The organism is uncultured Draconibacterium sp., assembly GCF_913060805.1.
Classification (GTDB): domain Bacteria; phylum Bacteroidota; class Bacteroidia; order Bacteroidales; family Prolixibacteraceae; genus Draconibacterium.
In genome coordinates this window covers 186,994-207,295 of sequence record NZ_CAJXTC010000002.1, presented here as the reverse complement: position 1 = coordinate 207,295, position 20,302 = coordinate 186,994, and the positions used below count along the sequence as shown (strand labels likewise).

16 protein-coding genes are annotated in these 20,302 nt (G+C 35.6%); 8 read left to right on the top strand and 8 right to left on the bottom strand.

What is annotated here, in order from left to right:
* Window positions 1–8: 8 nt before the first annotated feature.
* The 8 genes from QZ576_RS02155 to QZ576_RS02120 all read left to right on the top strand — a co-directional run bounded on the left by QZ576_RS02155 (window position 9) and on the right by QZ576_RS02120 (window position 13,802).
* The gene (locus QZ576_RS02155) at window positions 9–3,254 is read left to right on the top strand and encodes a S41 family peptidase (protein WP_297093746.1); all 3,246 of its coding nucleotides are present in this window, start codon (window positions 9–11) and stop codon (window positions 3,252–3,254) included.
* Between the two features lie 628 nt (window positions 3,255–3,882).
* Window positions 3,883–5,052 carry an aminopeptidase gene (locus QZ576_RS02150; RefSeq protein WP_297093745.1) on the top strand — a complete coding sequence of 390 codons (1,170 nt, stop codon included), beginning with the start codon at window positions 3,883–3,885 and terminating at the stop codon, window positions 5,050–5,052.
* Between the two features lie 122 nt (window positions 5,053–5,174).
* Window positions 5,175–5,546, top strand: coding sequence for a hypothetical protein (locus QZ576_RS02145; RefSeq protein ID WP_297093744.1), 372 nt, complete (start codon window positions 5,175–5,177; stop codon window positions 5,544–5,546).
* 174 nt (window positions 5,547–5,720) lie between these two features.
* Window positions 5,721–6,041, top strand: coding sequence for a serine hydrolase (locus QZ576_RS02140; protein WP_297093743.1), 321 nt, complete (start codon window positions 5,721–5,723; stop codon window positions 6,039–6,041).
* Window positions 6,042–6,835: 794 nt separating this feature from the next.
* Window positions 6,836–8,686 carry a helix-turn-helix domain-containing protein gene (locus QZ576_RS02135; RefSeq protein ID WP_297093742.1) on the top strand — a complete coding sequence of 617 codons (1,851 nt, stop codon included), beginning with the start codon at window positions 6,836–6,838 and terminating at the stop codon, window positions 8,684–8,686.
* Between the two features lie 165 nt (window positions 8,687–8,851).
* Window positions 8,852–9,280 carry a hypothetical protein gene (locus QZ576_RS02130; RefSeq protein WP_297093741.1) on the top strand — a complete coding sequence of 143 codons (429 nt, stop codon included), beginning with the start codon at window positions 8,852–8,854 and terminating at the stop codon, window positions 9,278–9,280.
* 37 nt (window positions 9,281–9,317) lie between these two features.
* Window positions 9,318–10,574 carry a right-handed parallel beta-helix repeat-containing protein gene (locus QZ576_RS02125; protein ID WP_297093740.1) on the top strand — a complete coding sequence of 419 codons (1,257 nt, stop codon included), beginning with the start codon at window positions 9,318–9,320 and terminating at the stop codon, window positions 10,572–10,574.
* Window positions 10,575–11,084: 510 nt separating this feature from the next.
* Window positions 11,085–13,802 carry a hypothetical protein gene (locus tag QZ576_RS02120; RefSeq protein WP_297093739.1) on the top strand — a complete coding sequence of 906 codons (2,718 nt, stop codon included), beginning with the start codon at window positions 11,085–11,087 and terminating at the stop codon, window positions 13,800–13,802.
* Between the two features lie 111 nt (window positions 13,803–13,913).
* On the opposite strand, the gene QZ576_RS02115 is transcribed toward QZ576_RS02120, so the two are convergent.
* The 8 genes from QZ576_RS02115 to QZ576_RS02080 form a co-directional block, all read right to left on the bottom strand.
* Complete coding sequence (locus QZ576_RS02115; protein WP_297093738.1) at window positions 13,914–14,567, bottom strand: hypothetical protein; 654 nt, start codon at window positions 14,565–14,567, stop codon at window positions 13,914–13,916.
* Window positions 14,568–14,581: 14 nt separating this feature from the next.
* Window positions 14,582–15,481 carry a relaxase/mobilization nuclease domain-containing protein gene (locus QZ576_RS02110; RefSeq protein ID WP_297093737.1) on the bottom strand — a complete coding sequence of 300 codons (900 nt, stop codon included), beginning with the start codon at window positions 15,479–15,481 and terminating at the stop codon, window positions 14,582–14,584.
* A complete protein-coding gene (locus tag QZ576_RS02105) occupies window positions 15,478–15,822 on the bottom strand; it encodes a MobC family plasmid mobilization relaxosome protein (protein ID WP_297093736.1) in 345 nt (114 codons plus the stop codon). Before QZ576_RS02105 ends, QZ576_RS02110 begins: the two co-directional genes overlap by 4 nt.
* Before the next feature lie 103 nt (window positions 15,823–15,925).
* Entirely contained in the window at window positions 15,926–16,999 is a 1,074-nt protein-coding gene (locus QZ576_RS02100; protein WP_297093735.1) for a DUF6371 domain-containing protein, read from the bottom strand.
* A 12-nt stretch (window positions 17,000–17,011) separates the two neighbouring features.
* Window positions 17,012–17,383, bottom strand: coding sequence for a helix-turn-helix domain-containing protein (locus tag QZ576_RS02095; protein ID WP_297093734.1), 372 nt, complete (start codon window positions 17,381–17,383; stop codon window positions 17,012–17,014).
* A 102-nt stretch (window positions 17,384–17,485) separates the two neighbouring features.
* A complete protein-coding gene (locus QZ576_RS02090; RefSeq protein ID WP_297093733.1) occupies window positions 17,486–18,184 on the bottom strand; it encodes a hypothetical protein in 699 nt (232 codons plus the stop codon).
* A 5-nt stretch (window positions 18,185–18,189) separates the two neighbouring features.
* Window positions 18,190–19,290, bottom strand: a complete 1,101-nt coding sequence (locus QZ576_RS02085) for a site-specific integrase (RefSeq protein ID WP_297093732.1) — start codon at window positions 19,288–19,290, stop codon at window positions 18,190–18,192.
* Between the two features lie 2 nt (window positions 19,291–19,292).
* Window positions 19,293–20,198: a helix-turn-helix domain-containing protein gene (locus tag QZ576_RS02080; RefSeq protein WP_297093731.1), complete on the bottom strand. Its 906-nt coding sequence runs from the start codon at window positions 20,196–20,198 to the stop codon at window positions 19,293–19,295.
* Window positions 20,199–20,302 lie beyond the last annotated feature (104 nt).

Below are 20,302 nucleotides of genomic sequence, written 5' to 3'. Positions count from 1 at the left end.
TTATACCTATGAAATTAAAATTCTTCCCAACAATCGTATGTATTATAATTTTTAGTTTTAACAGCCTATCCCAGAATGAGCCGCTATGGCTACGTTATCCAGCTATTTCGCCTGATGGTTCAACTATTTTATTTAATTACAAAGGCGATATTTATAAAGTTTCGTCATCAGGAGGTATGGCAATTCCACTTACTTTAAGTGAAAGTTACGAATATTCTGCGGTATGGAGTAAAGACGGGGAAACCATTGCCTTTGCTTCTGATCGTTATGGAAACTTCGACATTTTTAAAATGCCTGCTAAGGGAGGAGAAGCTAAACGATTGACCTTTCATTCGACCAATGAAAAACCGAGTAGCTTTAGCATCAACAATTCCGAAATTGTATTTACAGCCTTAAGACAGGACCTACATACTAACGTACAGTTTCCAACCGGAGTAATGCCTGAGTTATATAGTGTTCCAGTGACTGGAGGAAGGATTAAACAAATAGTAACCACACCTGCCCATGATGCAACCTTTAGTCCAGATGGCAATAAAATTATTTTTCACGACCAGAAAGGATATGAAAATGACTGGCGAAAACATCATACTTCGTCGGTTACGCGTGACATTTGGGTTTATGATATAGTAAACAAATCATATAAGCAGTTGTCGCATTTTAATGGAGAAGACAGAAACCCTGTTTTTTACGACAACGATAAATTCTATTACCTAAGCGAAGAAAGTGGCTCATTCAATATCCATAAAAGTTCATTAAGCCAACCGGATATTAATGAGGCTATTACCACATTTAAGAGTCACCCAGTTCGTTTCCTAACAAGTTCTAAAAACAATACACTTTGCTTTAGTTATCATGGAGAGGTTTATACTTTAAAAGAAGGGGAAGAGGCAAAAAAGGTCAATGTAACTATCGCTTATGATGGAAGAGGAAATATTGAAAAAAGAATACCTGTTAACAACTTTACTGAAGCCAGGTTATCGCCCAACGGAAAAGAATTTGCCTATGTTTTTCGTGGTGAAATTTTTGTGAGCAGTATTGAAAATGGCACTACCAAAAGAATTACCAACACAGCCCGGCAGGAAAGAAGCGTGAGCTTTAGTCCCGATGGTAAATCCCTAATTTATGCTGCTGAATCAGATAGCAGTTGGAATATTTATACCAAATCTCTTATTCGGGAAGAAGAACCTTACTTCTATATGTCAACCATCCTGAAAGATGATGTTGTTACTGCAACAATAGAAGAAGAATTTCAACCTGAATATTCACCAGATGGGAAAGAAGTGGCTTACCTTGAAAACAGAACAACCTTAAAAATCATCAATATTGAATCGAAAAAATCAAGGGTGGTTCTTCCTTCAAGTTATAATTACTCCTATTCCGATGGTGACCAATATTTTACCTGGTCGCCTGACAGCAAATGGTTACTGGTGAGCTTTGGCCCGAAAGAAAACATATTTCAGCGAGAAATCGGATTGATAAATGCCTCTGGAAAAGGGGAATTAAAAAATTTAACACGAAGTGGCTATCAGGAAGTAGGCCCCAAATGGGTTATGGATGGCAAAATGATGCTATTTGGTTCTACACGAGAAGGAAACAAAACAGAACAGGGAGGAACCGGTTCCGGTAATATTTACGGTCTCTTTTTTACAAAAGCAGCATTCGATAAATTTAATTTGAGCAAGGAGGAAGCTGAGTTAGCAAAAGAACTCGAAGAGAAGGAGAAAGAAGACAAGGAAAACAAAGACGATTCTATAAAAGCTAATAAAGGGAAAGATGCAAATAAAGACAGTGAAGAAAAAGTTGAGGATCTTAAATTTGATTGGGAAAGTCTATTAGACAGGAAAACAACGTTAACAGTTCATACCTCGAATCTAAGTGATTGGCTACTTTCTAAAGAGGGCGATAAATTATTTTATATGACACGTTTTGAGGGTAAAAACAATCTGTGGACCACCGATTTAAAAACAAAAGAAACCAAACTCTTTTCAAAAATAAACGCTGGTAGAACATCCATGGAATTGTCAGACGATGGCAATTTCATTTTTATTCTGGCAGATGGTAAGCCAATGAAAGTTGATGTGAAAGATGGAAAAAGTAAATCGATTAAAACTTCAGGAGAAATGGTTCTCCAAACCGATAGGGAAAGAGCATATATTTTTGAACATTGCTGGCGACAGGTGCGTGAAAAGTTTTATGTTCCCGATCTGCAGGGAGTTGATTGGGATTTTTACTATTCTGAATACAAAAAATTTCTGCCATTTATCAATAACAACTACGATTATGCCGAATTTTTAAGCGAAATGTTAGGAGAGCTAAATGCCTCGCATACAGGTGGAAGATATCGACACGATGTACAGAATGGAGATCAAACCACTTCGCTGGGAATTCTTTATGATTATTCGCATTATGCTGATGGCTTAAAAGTTGCGGAAGTACTTAACGGCGGACCTGCCGACAAAGCGGCTTCAAAAATAGCAAAAGGTAATATTATTGAAAAGATTGATGGAAATGTTTTGTCGACTAATTTAGATTTCTACCAATTTCTTAACCGAAAAGCAAAAAAGAATACTCTCTTAGACTTGTATAATCCTGAAACCGGTGAACGCTGGCAGGAAGTGCTTAAACCAATTTCGTTGAGCGAAGAAAATGAATTGTTATACCAACGTTGGGTAAAATCAAGAAGAAAAGAAGTTGAAAAACTTTCAGATGGCCGCCTGGGATATGTCCATGTGCGTTCGATGAATGATGCCAGCATGAGAACGGTTTATGAAGATGCATTAGGAAAACATATTGGAGCAGAAGCTCTTGTGGTAGATACTCGTTTTAATGGCGGAGGAAACCTGCACGATGTATTGTCTGATTTTTTAAATGGAAAAAAATATATGGATATCATTCCTCATGGCCAGCATATTGGCTCGCAACCTCGCAACCGCTGGACAAAACCATCTATTGTAGTCATGGGAGAAAGTAACTATTCCGATGCTCACTTATTCCCGGTTGCCTATAAAATAAAAGATGTAGGTAAAAATTTAGGAATGCCGGTACCAGGTACGGGTACATTTGTTTGGTGGGAAGGCCAGATTGATCCAACAATTGTTTTTGGTATACCAATGGGGGGATGGAAACCGCTTAACGAGCCGTTTTTAGAAAACAATCAATTGGAACCAGATATTAAGGTTGCAAACGAGCCTGATAAAATGGCTGCAGGGCGCGACCAACAAATAGAGGAAGCTATAAAAGAACTGCAAAAATAGGCACTGTTTCATAAAAAACAGTAACCCATAAATATAGGAATAAGGTTCGCATCGTTTTTAATATAGACAAAAATTTGTGCGAAGTTTTACATTTTTTGTATCGTCCTTTAGGCGGTAACTAAGTGGGCATACATAAAATGGCTTTAGCCTTTAATTTTATTTTAAAAGCTAAAGCCGATTTATTCTGCCATAATTAATCGCCAAGCTAAAGCATGGCGCAAAAAGGTTAAAATAGTTTCCAATCTGAACCACCTATAAAAGCATTTCAACTAGGTTGTAATAGAAGGTGTGATTCTTGGTTGATACCGACCTATTTTGAATCAAGAAAATAATTCGATATATTTAATACGCATTTGGGAATTCATCCCATATTGTGTGTTTGGGGGTTAACATTTAGGAAGGAGACTATTGAGTCTCCTTTTTTCATTTTTTCAGAGGATTTTAATTTCATAAACTTCTCAGGGGAAAATCCGGCTCAAATAATGAAAAATATAGCATAAAGATTTGATTGTCTGATGTATATATTACAATTTAAATTGATTCTCTAGATGTTATTTCGTAACTTCTCTATTCTTTTCCCAATTTCATTTGTGATTACCAGTTAATTATAAACCAAAAATTAACTGCTATGTATAAATACTGTTTTCTCATTGTACTATGCATGTCCAGCGTGTTTTGTTTTTCACAGGAAGAATTATCTTATGTTACGCCAACTGATAAGATGGCAGATGTTCTAATCAATTATTCATTGGAATTACAGCCTCATGAAAGAATTGCGATTTTTACACAGTCAGAGGCTAATGAACTGAATATCGCATTATATAGAGAAGCTTTACTCGCAGGTGCTTATCCAGTAATTATTTGTGAGATTCCCAGCTCGAATGAGATATTTTACACCTACGCCAATAAAGACCAATTAGCTTATGAAGAAGATTATTTCCTTTACATTATAAATAACTTCGATGTTTTATTGAATATTGGAGCTACCTCAAATACCAAAAGTCTAAATAATGTAAATCCTGAACTTTTTCAAATTACTGCTAATGCCAATAAGAAAGTGACAGAACGGTTTATGGAAAGAGACGGTAATAACGAGCTTCGATGGTGTTATGCTACTTACCCAACTGATGCTCTTGCTCAGGAGGCAGAAATGGGCACAGTTGAATACAAAGAGTTTGTTTTTAATTCATGTAAACTCAACACTCCAGACCCTGCCCAATCATGGGAAGAAGATTCAAAACGACAACGTGAATTATCTGCCTGGTTAAAGGGGAAGGATAAAATAGAGTTAAAAGGACCCGAAATAGACCTTTCGCTTTCAATAAAAGACAGGGCATTTCTTGTAGCTGATGGAAAACTAAATTTTCCTGACGGAGAAATATATTGCTCTCCTATTGAAAACTCTGCTAATGGGTGGGTAAAATTCAGTTATCCAGCTATAGTGATGGGGAAGGAAATTAGAGATTTAGAATTGTGGTTTAAGAATGGCAAAGTTGTAAAGTGCAAGGCTTCAAAAGGTGAAGAATTATTTTCTGAGATGTTAAAAACAGATAAAGGTGCTAATGTTCTAGGTGAATTAGGAATTGGAACAAATTATAGTATTAAACGATTTACTAAAAATATGCTTTATGATGAAAAAATTGGAGGAACAATACATTTGGCGGTGGGTAATGGATTCCCTGATTCTGGTGGAAAAAATGTGTCATCAGTCCATACTGATATGGTCTGTAACATGAAATCCAGTGAAATTATCGTAGATGGGGAACTATTCTATAAAGATGGTGAATTTCTCAAATAAAGTCCTTTCTTCTTTAACTTAAAGAACACGATAAACGAATTATATTCTCTTGTAAAACAAGTTAATTAGCTATTTGAATTATGATTCTGTATCCTATATAATAAACATCAAACTCAACCTTAATGAAAAGATTAGTGCCTTTACTTATTGCTATCATGTGTATGCAGATTGTCTCAGCACAGAAAAAGAAGATGAAAGAAGATGAAAATGTTTTTGGCAAATACCAAATAACTGTACTTGATTCTCCGAGAGGTGACACAAAAGCAACTCTCAAAATATGGAAAAACGATGATGGAGAAGTTGAAGCGGAGTTTGTTGAAAATGGGAAAAAAATGCTAGCTGATAAAGTTGAAATTACTGGTAGTGAAATATACATTGAAAGATATTCTGAACAAGTAATGTATAACGAGGAGTGGGATTTGAAAGTTGAAGGTGATAAAATTTCAGGATATGGAAATTCTGAATTTAGAGTAACTGGTTACCGTATTAAATAAAATTAACCACCATCTCAGGCAACCTTACATTCCATTTTTTAATAGTATTTTTTATAATAACAAATATAGGAAAAACCTTCTCAATAAAAATATAATTAATTGAGTATGAGTAGTTTTGGGTTGTGATCCAGGGGGTTGTTCCGTAACTTAAGAATATAAACGAAATAAAGAGGTATGAAAGCTAAATCTTATTGTAATCCAATGAAATTAGGAAGTGTGTTACTTTTCCTTTTCTTTTTAATTACCACTGTTTCTTCCGGTCAAAGCAAGAAGGAAAAACTAGATGAATTAATTAAGTTATATTCAGAGTACGATAAGTTTAATGGTTCCGTTCTTGTTGCAGAACATGGGAATATTATTTTTAAGAAGGGGTATGGATTAGCCAATATAGAATGGAATATTCCTAATGCTCCAAATACAAAACACAGATTGGGATCCGTTACTAAACAATTTACTGCAATGTTGATTATGCAGTTAGTTTGGCCAAGAAATTAAGGGTAAAAAGCTAGAGGAATAATTATCTGAAATAATTATGAAAAGGTTACCATTACTGGCAATCTTTTATTCTTCTTTTTCAGTGGTATTTTATTCTGCTTGCATAAAAGCTGTCTTGCCCACCAATATAATAATAGTGCTAACGACTTGTCACAAAATAACTAAAATACAAAAACAATTAGTAAATAAAGGCAATTAGAAGAAACGTTTTATGAACATTATTCCGAATGATTATCCACCGGAATAAGGCTCATATTCCAAATCGTAAACACTCAAAAATCAATTTAATCCGAATTGCAAAAGGAATCGGAATAAACGGACGATGATAATCGAAGCGGGGGAGGCGCGTTAATAGTCAAGTGTTTTTACCGCTGTTTTGCAATGAATTTTCCTTTCGAAGTATGAGAAAGGTGTATTCATGCAAAAGTATAATCGTTTTCAAAAATTCTTGACTATTCATGCGCGGCGTTTATGCCGAAGTCTTTTGCAACCGCAGGCTTGTTTGGATTAAATTGAATACTTTCGTTTGTGATTTGGAATCACCTTTAAATTGAATGATGCACAATTTTATGAAGGCCCATATTGTATTGGTCAAAAGTTCATTATGATAATAAGTTTCATTTCACCCCAAACTACGCAAGTCGTTAATGTCCAAAATATAACATTCTGACAATTCATGTCAAACTATCCAGTTTTTCAATTTTATTTTCAAATATTGAATCAGAAAAATATCTCAATATTTTGTAAATTTGATTATTACAATTGTATAGTGAACAAAAGTAAGAATCTAGATAATGGGTAATTTATCATCAAAAGATAATGAATTCTTAAGTCAAGTTTATCAGAACATTGATGAAAACCTTGGTGATGAGTTATATACTGTTGAGAAGTTGTCTGAAGCTATGAATATAAGCCGTTCGATGTTGCACCGCAAACTCAAACGGTTAATAGGGAAATCAGCCACTGAAATAATTACAGAAAAACGGTTAGATAAAGCAAAAGATCTACTTGAAAAAAGCAACCTTACATCAGCAGAGATTGCCTATAAAACTGGATTTAACAGCCCTAGTTATTTCAACAAGGTTTTTAAAAAACACTATCAAATTTCTCCTGGCGAGGTGCGAAAGGGGAAGAAAGTGGTGATTAGTCAGCAGTTTGGAGATAAAACTAAAGTCAGAAGAAAAATAAAATGGTCGGTATTAATTTTCGTTTTTGTTTTATTGGCAACTTTTTTTACTTGGGCAGGACTTCATTTTTTTAAAGGAGAAACCGATCGTTCCGAAATTTCAATTGCCATTCTTCCTTTTGACAGTTTAAGTGAAATTGAAAACACACAGTATTTTGCCGATGGTGTGATGGAAGATTTGCTGAACCGCTTGTCAACCATTAAAGAAATAAAAGTGATTTCGAGAACATCGTCTGAAATGTTTCGTGATAAAGGAGAAAAAACAGTTCCTGAGATTGGGAAACTACTTGGGGCCAGTCATGTGGTGGAAGGTTCGGTTCAGCGGGTGAAAGACAATATCAGGATTTCAATTCAGCTAATTGATGCCAAAACCGACAACCACGTTTTATCGAAACAATACGACCGGAATTTGTCCGATTTTTTCAGCATTCAAAGTGAAATTGCCAGTAAAATTGCTTCTGAATTATCACTTGCTTTAACAAATACCGAATTAGCTAGTTTGAAAAAGGAAGAAACAAAAAGTGTACAGGCGTTTGAACTTTACAGATTGGGGCGTTTCCATTCCTCAAAACGAAGAGTAGAAGAGCTTCTAAAAGGAATTGAATATTACGAGAAAGCACTTGAAATTGATACTGAATATGCCCAGGCATACGCAGGATTGGCAGATAATTATTACCTGTTAACATTATATAGTCCTGATGATCGAAAAGCCAGGTTTAATAAGTCGAATGAAATGGCAGAAAAAGCTTTGGAGATTGACCCGGACTTGGCTGAGGCACATACAGTAGTCGCAGATATAAACAAGACATACAAACGAAAATGGAAAGAAGCGGAAAAAGAATTTCAAAAAGCATTGGAGGTTAAACCCAATTATTCAACTGCTCATCAGTATTATGCAGAACTTTTAAGCATTCTAGGGCGAAATGATGAAGCCCGGGAGCATATTGACAAGGCAATGCAGCTAGATCCGTTTTCCATAATCATTAGGTATCAAAGTGCTCGTTTCTATTACGATATGGAACAATTTGATGAAGCATTAAAAGATATACAAGTGTGTCTTGACCTGGATAGTGAGTTTATCCGTGCACTTAGCCTTGAATTTGATATATACCTTGCCTCAAAAAACGATTTTGGAGTTTTGGAATGTATGAGAAGATCAACCGATATAATTGGTTTATGGAGCAAAGAACAAGTTGACAGTGTTTATCAAGCAGGAGGTATCGACGAAATCAAAAGGTGGGTTACTTCGTTGCAGAATTTTGAACCTAAATGTACGAAGGCGATTTTTTATGCTATGCTAGGAGAGTATGAAAATGCTATGGATATGCTTGAAATAGCGTATGAAACTGGATATTTAGGAGCAACGTCTACCACTTTTCTTGAATATAAACCACTGCGGTCCAATCCCCGTTTTATGGCTATCCGTGAAAAAATGGGTTTGCCACAACTGGAGCCATAGTCAAATCAGAAAAATTCAACCAAAGTACAACTTTCAACATTTCTGCCCCAGAATTTACAAGCATTTGCAACCAGCTTTCTATGTACTGCCATTGGGGTTTTTAGAACTTGAATATGGATTAAGTCATATTAAATCCGCATTGTTTAACCTAAAAAATTTAATAAAATGAAAGCAAAAGTTTTTCTGTTGGTATGCCTTTTTATTGGTATGGCAACTGTTTCGATTCCGGCTCAGGATAAGGCAAATAATGCCGATCAGAGTTGGAAGATGAGTTCTTTCTGGTCGCCCGTTGTTTGTGACGGACAGTTAGTAGATATTCTTTCAGGTGGTGAAATAACAGTACATACTGTGTTTAAAACATTTAAAAATGGTTCTATTCTGGCTAAAGAAATTATCCAGATAAAGGGAACTGTAGAGAGCGAATCGGGTGAAGTATTTAAAATTAAAGAATTTGATAAATGGATTAAAACTGATCGCTGGGTAGGCTACTGGACATACAATTTAATTGGCGACCAGGGATCGCATTACATTGGGACACTATACCTTGACTACGGTACAGGCATGATTACCGTTGGTAAAACGGTTTGTAATTAGTGAAATGAGAAATTTTTAACCTTTAAAATCTTGAAAAATGAAATCGATTATAAAACTATTGTTTTTTGCTGCTTGTATTGGTCTAATTGCAAGCTGTGAAAAAGATGAGATGATCCCGGATCAAAACGATCCAATTCTGAAAAAGGCTGTTAAATTAATGGTTCAGCCCTGCTCTTCGGCTGATGTATTGACCAAAGCTGAAACCGACTGGCAAAACATTAGCGAGGCACTGCAAAATGCAGAGCCGGGCACGACGGTGCAACTGGCTGCCGGAACTTTTTACCTACACAAAAGTGTTGTTTGCTGGGATTTCAACGGAATACTAAAAGGTGCAGGAATGGGTAAAACCATTATCAGAACGGCACCGGGGATGGTATTCGACAGAACCGACAGTCCCCCAATAAATTGGAAATTGGAATCAAATGACGGGGGATTTATGTTTTGTTTTCCTCACCAATACAATACAGAAATTAGAACAGTTACGGTTTCAGATTTGGCTATTCAGGTGGATGAACCCTGTACTCCTTATCTTCGTTGGAAAGGAGAAGCTAAGGAAATGGAATTTAATTCGTTGCAAGCCATCAATGTTCACTATGTAAACCTAGACAACGATATGGAAAATCCTATTAATCTGAATGTTTGTTATAAAAATATTGCCATAATGGGTGATAAAGATGAAAAGTACAATTATAACAACTTTAGCGTTTTTTACGGGCTTGCCGCCTTTGGTTATTCAAGCGGAACATTTGAGGCTAAAAATGTAATGGTTGAAAATGCCAGCGGGTGCATAGCTCCCAGTGCTTTCTACCATGAGAATGCATTGGTGACTGTGAAAAACTCACATTTAAAATCGTGTCAATTTGGTGTCTTTTCTTTCCTAAACCATAGTTGGACAATCTTGGATAATGAGATTAAAGATGCTTGGAGGCCAGTTGTTCTTCTAAAAAGAAATGCCTGGGGCGTATCTGTTGATGGACCTGATGGACATTCAATTATTAAAAATAATTCCATCCAGTTTACCGGAGATCTGGGTATGGGTATTCAATTTGTGAGTAATGTTGAAGTGAAGAATAATTCTATCCAAGGTAGTGGAATGTATGGAGGAATTGCTTGTATTGTTGGTAATAACTGGGTAATCAAGGACAATGACCTTTGTGAAGTTACTGCACCCACAATACTATTAAATAATGTCAGAAACTCTGAGATTAAAAACAACTTCAATCAGGTTATTTTTGGACCTAGTGCTACCGAACCCACAAATATAATTGGCGAAGGATATGAATGCAATGAATAACAATAATTTCAAACATGAAATTAGAAAAACTGTAGTGGGAACCAGACCATTTATGATTTAATCCATTGGTTCTAGAAAACAAAACAGTTTCCCTCCGTTGTTTCGGTAACGGAGGTTTTTTATATGTTTTCACAAGCTGGCTCGTATCGGCGATTCGTGTCTGTCTTGCTTCACAAAAACAAAAGAATTAGAAATTACTTTTTTGTGTAGTGCATATAGGTTTTACGGATTTTAAGTTTTAAAATTTTGATTCTTTGTTTTCAATAAAAAGACACCAATTATAATTTGGCACCAGTGGCGTTTCAAAAAAGACTTGTGTTGAACCTTATGTAATAAGTTTTCGTAATTCAATAGAAAATCAAATTCTGTTTAAGCTTATAAATTAAAGCAATAAGTCTCTTACAAATATTAAAAGTTCTTTAGTTCGAATCTTGTACTATAACTATTAGAATAACAACGACGTGTAAAATTGTTTACAATTTTCAGATACTTATTTTTAAAACCAACGTTATGAAAATCGACAAATATTTCGTTACAATATTTATTTCATTTATCGTATCATTCAATATTGTAGCCCAAGAAGTTGGTAGTAATACATTTCAGGGGCCATTTTACAAAATTTTTCAGGAAACAAAAGAATGTGTATTAATCAAGCCTACTGCTGAAATAGATTCTGCAACATCAAGTTTCTTTGATATTTTTATTGATAGATTGAGCAACCAAATCCAAAGCTCACAGGTTGTTGCAGATTCTCAGGCTATTAATATGGATTTGAGTAATCAGAATGTTTTTACAGTGGGAAATCAAGATAATAATCTATGGATTAAGGATAACCTTCACTATTTTCCTTTCCAGGTTTCAAATACCCAAATTATAACAGACATCAATTACAATGGCACAGACATGCTGTTAACCAGTTGTATGCCGAATCCGGGCAATAACTTCAAAGGTTGGTTTTTCATACTTGGACAAACGAATAAGAGTTACTATTGTTTAGATACTGAGGATAATGGATTTGTATTAAGCGATTGGGCTGTTTTGGATACAACCGGGGCTATTGCATCAGGTAATTATCTAAAAAACGAAGACCGCTGGGAATTCCCCCCTTTCAAGGATGTTGATTATTCTGATAGCGCCAGGTGGATTTGGTATCCGGGAGATTTTGGAATTTTCCTCAATAAAAAAACATCCTTACTCAGGAAAGAACGAAACCAAATTTATCCTCCCTTGTGGCGTGTTGATGCACCTTATGGTAAAGTTTTATTCTCCAAAGAAGTTACGGTAAACAGGCCGGAAACCATTTCAATATACGCCGATGGTGATTTCACGCTAATGATCAACGGTGATCGAATTTATGATTTTGATCCCGAAAAAGTCCTAATTCCTGCAGGTACACACACTCTTCAAGTTGAAGTCGTAAATTATAAAAGTTTACCCTCGCTCCTGATAAAAGGCAAAACCGTAATAACCGATACCTCGTGGAATGCTAGTTTTGGTTGGCGCTTCAAACAGAATACACCAGGAGTCTGGACTTTTAACAAGCCTGACAAACCTCCGGGAGAATTCAGCTTATTAGAAAAAGAGATTGAACCTCTTAATTTGCAACGTAGTGACACCTCGGTTTTTGTCGATTTTGGACAAGAAACTTTTGGACGCGTTATATTGAAAGACATTAAAGGAAAGGGGAATATCCTAATCGTTTACGGCGAATCAAAAGAAGAAGCCCTTGCAGGTAAAATTGCAGAAACCTGGGAAACAAGAAGCATTGATTTTACTTCTCCAACCAATGACACGCTACCTGTACCAATGGCTTTTCGATATGTAAATATTCAACCTGATAGTGGAATAAGTATAGGTAATGTTTCTCATTTATACGAATATCTACCGATAAAAAAGAAAGGCACATTCGAGTGTTCTGATACTATACTAAACCAAATATTTAATGCATCATCAAGAACACTTGAATTGAACACCCGTGAATTAATGACAGATGGTATTAAACGTGACAGATGGTGCTGGTCGGGTGATGTGTTTATTGGCCTTCCATTAAATTATTACCACTATTTTGATGAAGATATTGTACGCCGTTCACTTATAGCTCTTAGGGGGCACGATCCAGTCATACATCACATAAACACCATACCGGAATATACTTTTTACTGGTTTATAAACAATTACAACCATTTCCTTTATACAGCAGATACCAGCTTTATTTATGCAAACTTCGATAATATGAAATCTATGATGGATTATTGTTTAGAAAAAACAAATGATGATGGTTTTTTTGAAGTAGATTGGAGTGTTGATTGGGTATTCATCGATTGGAGTAAAATCAGACCTGGTTATGGGATAATTTCCCTTGAGCAGGTGCTGTTTTGGAAAAGCCTTAGTTCGATGGCTGAAATGGCAAATATCATCGGTAAAAAAGAGGAAGCTGTTGTATACGATTCATTAGCATTCCGGTTAAAACCAAAAATTAAAGAAACACTTTGGAATGACAGCCTTAAAGGCTTTGTGCACCATGTCGTTGATACGGTTAAGGAAAAGGACAAAATGGAACAAAGTCCTTATAATCCCACTCTGGTAACGAGGTATGCAAATTACTATGCGCTTTTAATGGATTTGCTTGATGACCGGGAAAAATTACTGGTGAAAGAGCATGTGCTTTTAAACGATTCGATACCGGAAGTGAAAGCACCATTTCATAGATATTTTGAATGGTCTGCCCTTTGCGAAATGAACGAACATGAATATGCTGTCAATAAAATGATAGAGTATTGCAAGGGAATGCTGGAACTTGGCGCAACCACTTTTTGGGAAGATTTTGATTCCAGCCTTGCAGGCGCAAATCATTATAGATGGAGCGGACGACCGTACGGTAAAAGCCTCTGTCACTTGTGGAATGCAGGCCCTATTCTTATCACTGGTAAGTATATAGCCGGAATACGGCCATTAGAACCTGGATATACATCGTACCTTGTTGAACCAAACTTATCTGGTTTAGATTGGTTTGATGCATCGGTTCCGGTTAAACACGGATTTGTAAAAGTTTACATGGATAAAAATACCATTAAATTAAAAGCAGATATGCCAAATGGAATTTGTCGTTTCAGGTCTTCAAAAAAACCACAATCATCCGTTGGTGAAATTGTTAAGGTTGACAATAATTTATATGAAATTGTAATAACTGATAATATCGAATATCAAATAACATATAAACCGATGTAGATTATACACATCATGGTATTTATGCCGAAGTCTTTTGCAACCGCAGGCTTGTTTGGATTGAATTGAATACTTTTGTTTGTGATTTGGAATCACCTTTAAATTGAATGGAGTTCATTTTGGCAAGCTTTCATCAAAAGAATTTGCAGGTTCAGGATTGGTTACATTTCCTTTGTCCTTAAGCCCTTTTTTAACATTCAATTCGTATGTTTCCACAGCTTTTCGAATGTCATTTATAAATTCTTTGTCTCGCTTAATATGAAACACCGTTTCCATATTTCTCAAACCTATTGAATCAATTCCCTGAAGTGAGTTAATATATCTGTACTTCAGGTCATTATTCATTAGTCTTACATTTTGAATTTTTAGGGCGCCAATACACAACAGGAGCAATACAAATACAGTAGTTGATCCAATCTTCCATATTTTCAGCTCGCTGACCGCAAGGTTCCTTTTTTTCTTTTTAGGGAAACATTTTAAACTTTCGATACTTGTTTCTAACTGTTTAATACGATTTGTAATGTCAGATTTAGTTAGCTGAATTTCTGAGTTAGTCGTATCAATTTTTTTTTGAAACGAGATTTCTATTATCCGTTGGATTTGATTCAAAAATGTATGGGCCGAAACAAACTTCTGCCGTTCCTCTTGTTTTGGAGTATCTTCTTTAGGCTTTTGATCAGTGTTGTTGTTTCCCATCTCTTTTTCAATTGTTGATAGCCTCTTTTTGATTTCCTCAAACATGGCTGCTATTAAACTATTGTTACTCATATTCAATTATTTAATTACCTGCTTAATCCTCGATCCCCGTTTTTTCGCTTTTTCCTCAGATTTACAGAAGAACTATGGTTTTCTCTGTCAATATGCCTGTATTTATATGCCGATAATGATAGATCTACTAATGGATTCATTTCACGTCCACGGCTATATTTTGTATTGATGCGGGATTCGCGCGAAATATTTTGCTGTATTTGCCTGTTTATTTTGGAGAAACTAAATTGCCGGTCAACTTTAGAACCATTGAATTTGAAGTTGTTTTTTGTGAATATTATTCCCTGAACCTCGCCTGTACGCCCTTTATATTTAAAAGAAGTTTGTATTCCTTGTTCTTTCAAGGCTTGAATCAGAGCGTTCCATGACTTACAATTAGGTACAACCTCTTTTAGTGTATTGTATATTTCATATTTGGTTTTATCCGGCTCTCGCAGACGGTGTTCTTTTACATTCTCTTTTCCTTTCGCGAAATAGAGTCCGAAATCAAAAGTCAGGTCCTTACAGATCTTTTCGCTTCGAAAGCGATCATTTTTATCTGAAATGGTTTTGCCTTGATTATTTACTCTGTTAAAGACCAGGTGAACGTGTGGATGCTCCTTGTCATAGTGGCGAACGATTATATATTGGGTGTCTTTAATGTCCATTCTCTTCATGTAATCGTGAGCAATTTCCACTATTTTAGGATTACTAAGGTTGTCCTTGTCCTGCGCAGAAAAATCAAGAGAAATATGACCAACCGTTTTGGTCACTCTGGGATTCAGGTTTGTCTGTTGGATAAAACTCTGAATAATAGCTTTGGAGTTTTTGGTTCTAACTCCATCTGTGGAAAGAATTTCGGCTGCCTTCTTTTTGTCAAGTACATATTCCACCGCTCCTTTAAAACCTTTTCCTTTGATAATTTTTGCGATCATTTAATTTTGTCAATGATTTTGTCAATCTCACCAGCTAAATACAGATACTCTGTTCTGGCGTTTTTGTATCCTCCCGCATTAGCCTTCTTAGCTATTTGATTTAGATTGTTAGCCATTCCGCAAAGCTTTCTGATATGATCGTTCAGCTCAGGTGTCAACCTTTGAATAATCGTGCATGAAGCAATAGACTGTCGGATAATCTCACTCATGGATGTTTTGGCTTCTGAAGCTTTACCTTTTAGCGTATAATATTCTTCAGTTGACATCTTCAAACTGACGATATAAGTTTTCTTTTCGGAGACAATTTTTGTGGGTCTACCACCTTTTTTATAACTGTTCATTTTCTTCTACTTAGACCAGCGGGATGCAGAAGCAAGGGTTTTGGTAATACCAAAACATAAACTTGCTTCGCATAAAACTGACAGGGTATTAGCGTTTGAGGCCTTATAATTTCAGTTGTTTTCGTTGAGAGAAATTCAAGGTGATTTCCTCCTTCAGACTATCGTCCGGCACTAGTTCAAACTTTTTAATCAGCAATTTTAAAGCTGGATTTTGCTTTATCATTTGCTCTGTAATGTACCTTGTCTCCGGTGTTAGTTTTTCGATTAAATAGTCTGCAATATCGTAACCAGCTGGTAATTTTTCAGTCTTACTTAAGCCTTCCAAAAAGTCAGAAATTCGAATGTCGATGCCATATCTTTTCATTAGTTTGGCTTTTCTGTACCATGTTTTGAAAGCACCCTGATCAGGAAATAAAACCACTTTCTGATCTGATAGGATTTTAAAATTACTGGTATTCAGACTTCCATATTTTCCACCGGAAGCAATCCAACGGTAATCTTTTAAAAAATGGGCAGCAATTACAGCACTTTTTTCACTTTCTACTATTCCAATTGGTTTCGAAATATCTTCTTTAAGTAGGTGTTCGCCGAAAAAACACTGTTTGAGTTTAAAATCTTCGTGCTTAATTCGGAAATGTACCCAGGAGATGTGATTGAACGGATGTTTTATCCGTTTCCCTGTTTTGGGTGAGTATTGCATAATTTTACCGGTGCGAATATTTCCGTTGGAATCCACTTGCCAAAATATTGTTGCCCCATCCCATATTTTAGAAGTTCCAAGTTTGTACTTCGCAAATAGTTCCAGAGCTGCAGTTTCCCCAATTTGTGAACATAGAAACTGAAACAGATTATTATCCTTATAGGATCTTTGGCTTTGGTATAATAGATCATTATCGATAAAACTTATCGCCTGAATGGTTTCTGGAGCACTGTTGGAAGGGAGGGAGGTTCCACGTGTTTTAGGTAAAATGTAATTGTTATCCTGAAAGTATTGACTGGGCGTATAATGATAGCCGCATTTTTCTTCACGGTTACACCTCCCAACATTTTTGGGAAAGGTAATCTGCTTTTCTGTATCAATATATCTAACAAATACATTCTTCTTATTACAAGCAGGGCATGTATGTCGTGTTGAAGCTCCTTGATATGGTTCAAGTTTAAATCTAAAAGTATTCATCTTAGCTGGTGTTTATCGTTTTTTTGAAAATGGAATGGAATAGTCTTCTGAGAGAACTTCAGGTGTCATTATTGCAGGAATATGCGAATGAATACAGGCCGAACTATTTTTCCGGCCTGTATTTATCCATTCCAATAATTCATCCTCATAGAAATAGAGCTTCTTGCCACTTTTATAGCAGGGAATGCTTCCTTTTCGGACAAGAGTATAAACTGTTGATTTGGCTTTCATAAGAATTTTACAAGCCTCATTGATCTCGATTGGCCTTTTCGGAATATCCGGCCTTTGGATTTCTTCGATCAGATTTCTTAACTGCGTTACTTCATGAATTAGAAAGCCTACAGCTTCCGGTAACTTTTCGAATGTAATTTCATCTTTACACATGGCAACTGTTTTTAATTGTTTGTGTACAAATGAAAAAGGTGTTTTACAGGTGCCTTTAAGTCACCAAAAAAACACCATAGAAACACCGGAGATCGAGAATGTTTAGTTGCTGAGTTTATACTTGATTGGAATATTACAGTTGCTGTCAGGAATTCTCAGTTTTTTCTTGATTGTCTTTATTTCACTGACTTCCTGAAGGGTAGGGGCAAACACCATTTTAAGGAAATGGGAGATGGATAGTTGGTCTGTTAATCGAAAATGGTTCCAAATATTCCACCCATAATGATAGATGTCGTTAACCTTTAATTGCTTGTCAACTTTTATTGGTTGTATCGATTTTAATTCTTCACCATTTGAATACATTTCTACAAATGTACACAGTCTTAAAAGTTCAGAATCTGATGCATACGGAGCAAAAACTTCTTGGGAATATTGGAGAGCTTGTTTTAATAATTTTTGCTTTTTCTGATCTGATGTTTCCTGAAATGTTTCGCGTATTTCATTTGTCGGGACGTTGTTGGGAATATATTCCAAACCTGCTTTTATCTCATTATTAGCAGATTCTTTTCTCTCAAATACTTTAGAAGAAATTATCCGGGGTAGCAAAAAATTATCGATCAGGCTATTAATACTGATATACACAGCCACTGAAAATACAACGACAATTAAGAAAACGATATTCGCTGTAAATAAATCAAGTTTAGTTAATAAGCAGAAATACCTTGTTAATGTCGCCAAAACCAAAATGGCACAGCAAACAAGAAGAATAAGAATAATATTTTCCGGTTTCTTAATCGTCATAGAAACTATTTTAAACTAATCTTGTTGGCAGACTCCCGTTTCTTTTCATTAACTAAATCGGCATAAATCTGAGTAGTTGAAACGTTTTTATGAGTTAGCATTTTAGAAACGGTGTAAATATCTGTGCCAAGAGCTATCTGTAAGGTGGCAAAAGTATGTCGGAAACAGTGAAATGTTATCTTCTTCTTTATTCCGGCCGAGGCAACCCAATTCTTCAACGGTTGAAAAGTCATGCTTCTCTCCAGATCTTTAAAAACTCTTCCATTACTGCGTTTACCGCATAATTGCAGCGCTTCATTGCTTAGAGGTAATGTTGTTTCCGTATCGGTTTTTTCGGTTTTTAACCGCATACAAAATTCGCCTTCGGATGCTGGAATAATATTATCCCATCTTAAGTTTAAGATATCGCTGATCCGTAATCCGGTCAAACACGAGAATAATGAAGCAGATTTCAAAACAGATATGTCGCAAGGAGTTGCTGCAAGCGTTTTGAGTTCTTCTAATGTCAGGTATTCAATTTTGGTATCGACAGTTTCAATGCTTTCCAAAAAGTCGTTTATATTCTCAAATATTAATTTGTCCCGATAAGCCAGTTTTAATAGTGCCCTATATGTTGAGAAATATGAAGCTGCAGAGTTTTGAGAAATGGGCAATTTTGTATGTTTTAGCTGTTTTGCACTCAGTAGATATGACCTGAATTTTCTACTTAAATCAACCGTTATGTCCTCAAATAAGCATTTGCCATTCACGAATTTCTCAAAATGAGCATATACCATCATCCACTTCTGATCTTTCTTTAGGGCAATTTTGTAGAAGTAATCTAAAAAGTCTGCTTTAAGTTTATGCTTGTCCAGAAATCCAAATTGATCATTTATTAGCGATTGTACCCTGATTGCTCGAATACCTTCAGCTTTGTTCAGTACTTCGCGGTTGTATTCCTTCTCAAGCTCTGTTCTTGGCTTTTTGTAAATGTATATGCCGAGAAACTCTCTGCGTGTCAGTTTCATCGTATACGGATTCCTTATAGCAGGATAATAATCCAAATAAAGCGATAATCTTCCTTTTGAAATCGCACGTTTTCTTAAAGTAACTTTTACACAAGCCATAATTATTCAGTGTTTGTTGGTGAAAAAATTCTGTCTAACTCATCTTTTGCAATCTTTATGTATTTTCCTTCTTTGATCTTATCGATATTATTTCGCTTTATCAAGCCATACAGACCGTCTCGGCTAATGTTGAATTTTTGCATTGCCTCCTGGACAGTATAATATTCCATGAATGATTGCTCACTAAGACCTCGTGCAACTAGAATATGTTTCTTTGAATAGAGCACCGATAATCCTTCCTTTTTCTTAGGAATCTGATGTCTTGAAACTAGGGTGTAAGCTGCTGATGTGGTAATTGAGAATTCTGTACAGATTTCGGGAATACTTATCCACTCCGTTATTTCTTTATGGTTTGCGTCTCCTTTGCGTTTAAAAAATTTATCGATATGAAGCTTGTTATAATAGCTTCTTCCATTTTTTACAATTTTAGGAATATTGTTTTCCCTAATAATTTTATATACCCAGCTATCTTTTACTTTAAAGGTTTCTTTAATTTCAGAAATCGAATAATATTCAGGAGGCAATTGTTTTATTTTTTCAGGAGGAATATTTCTTACCATTGCCTTTTCCATCATATCGTCAATGTCGGTGCGTTTTACAAGCATGATTCTTGACGAAATTTTAGATACAGGTAGCTGTCCTGAATGAATTAGTTTATAAATGGTTTGTCTGCTCAATCCCAGATATATGCCAACCTCATTCACTCGCAAGAAGTCTTTTGAGCATATCTCATTATAAGAAGGTATTCTTCGAGAAATCAAACTGGTATTTTTTTGCTTCTCAATTTTTTCCTTTCTCTGTTGATCTTTATATGCTTGATTATTGCATCTATGAGAACAGTATTTTGTAGTTGTTTTTTGTGCTGTAAATTCTTTATTGCACCATAAACAATGTTTGCTTATTTCCATTTCGTCCTTCTTAAAGTATCCATTTATTGTAATCTATCGTAAACCAATACATATTACTGCATATAAACTACACTACTTTGCAATTTTTCATTTTTCAAGTTAAG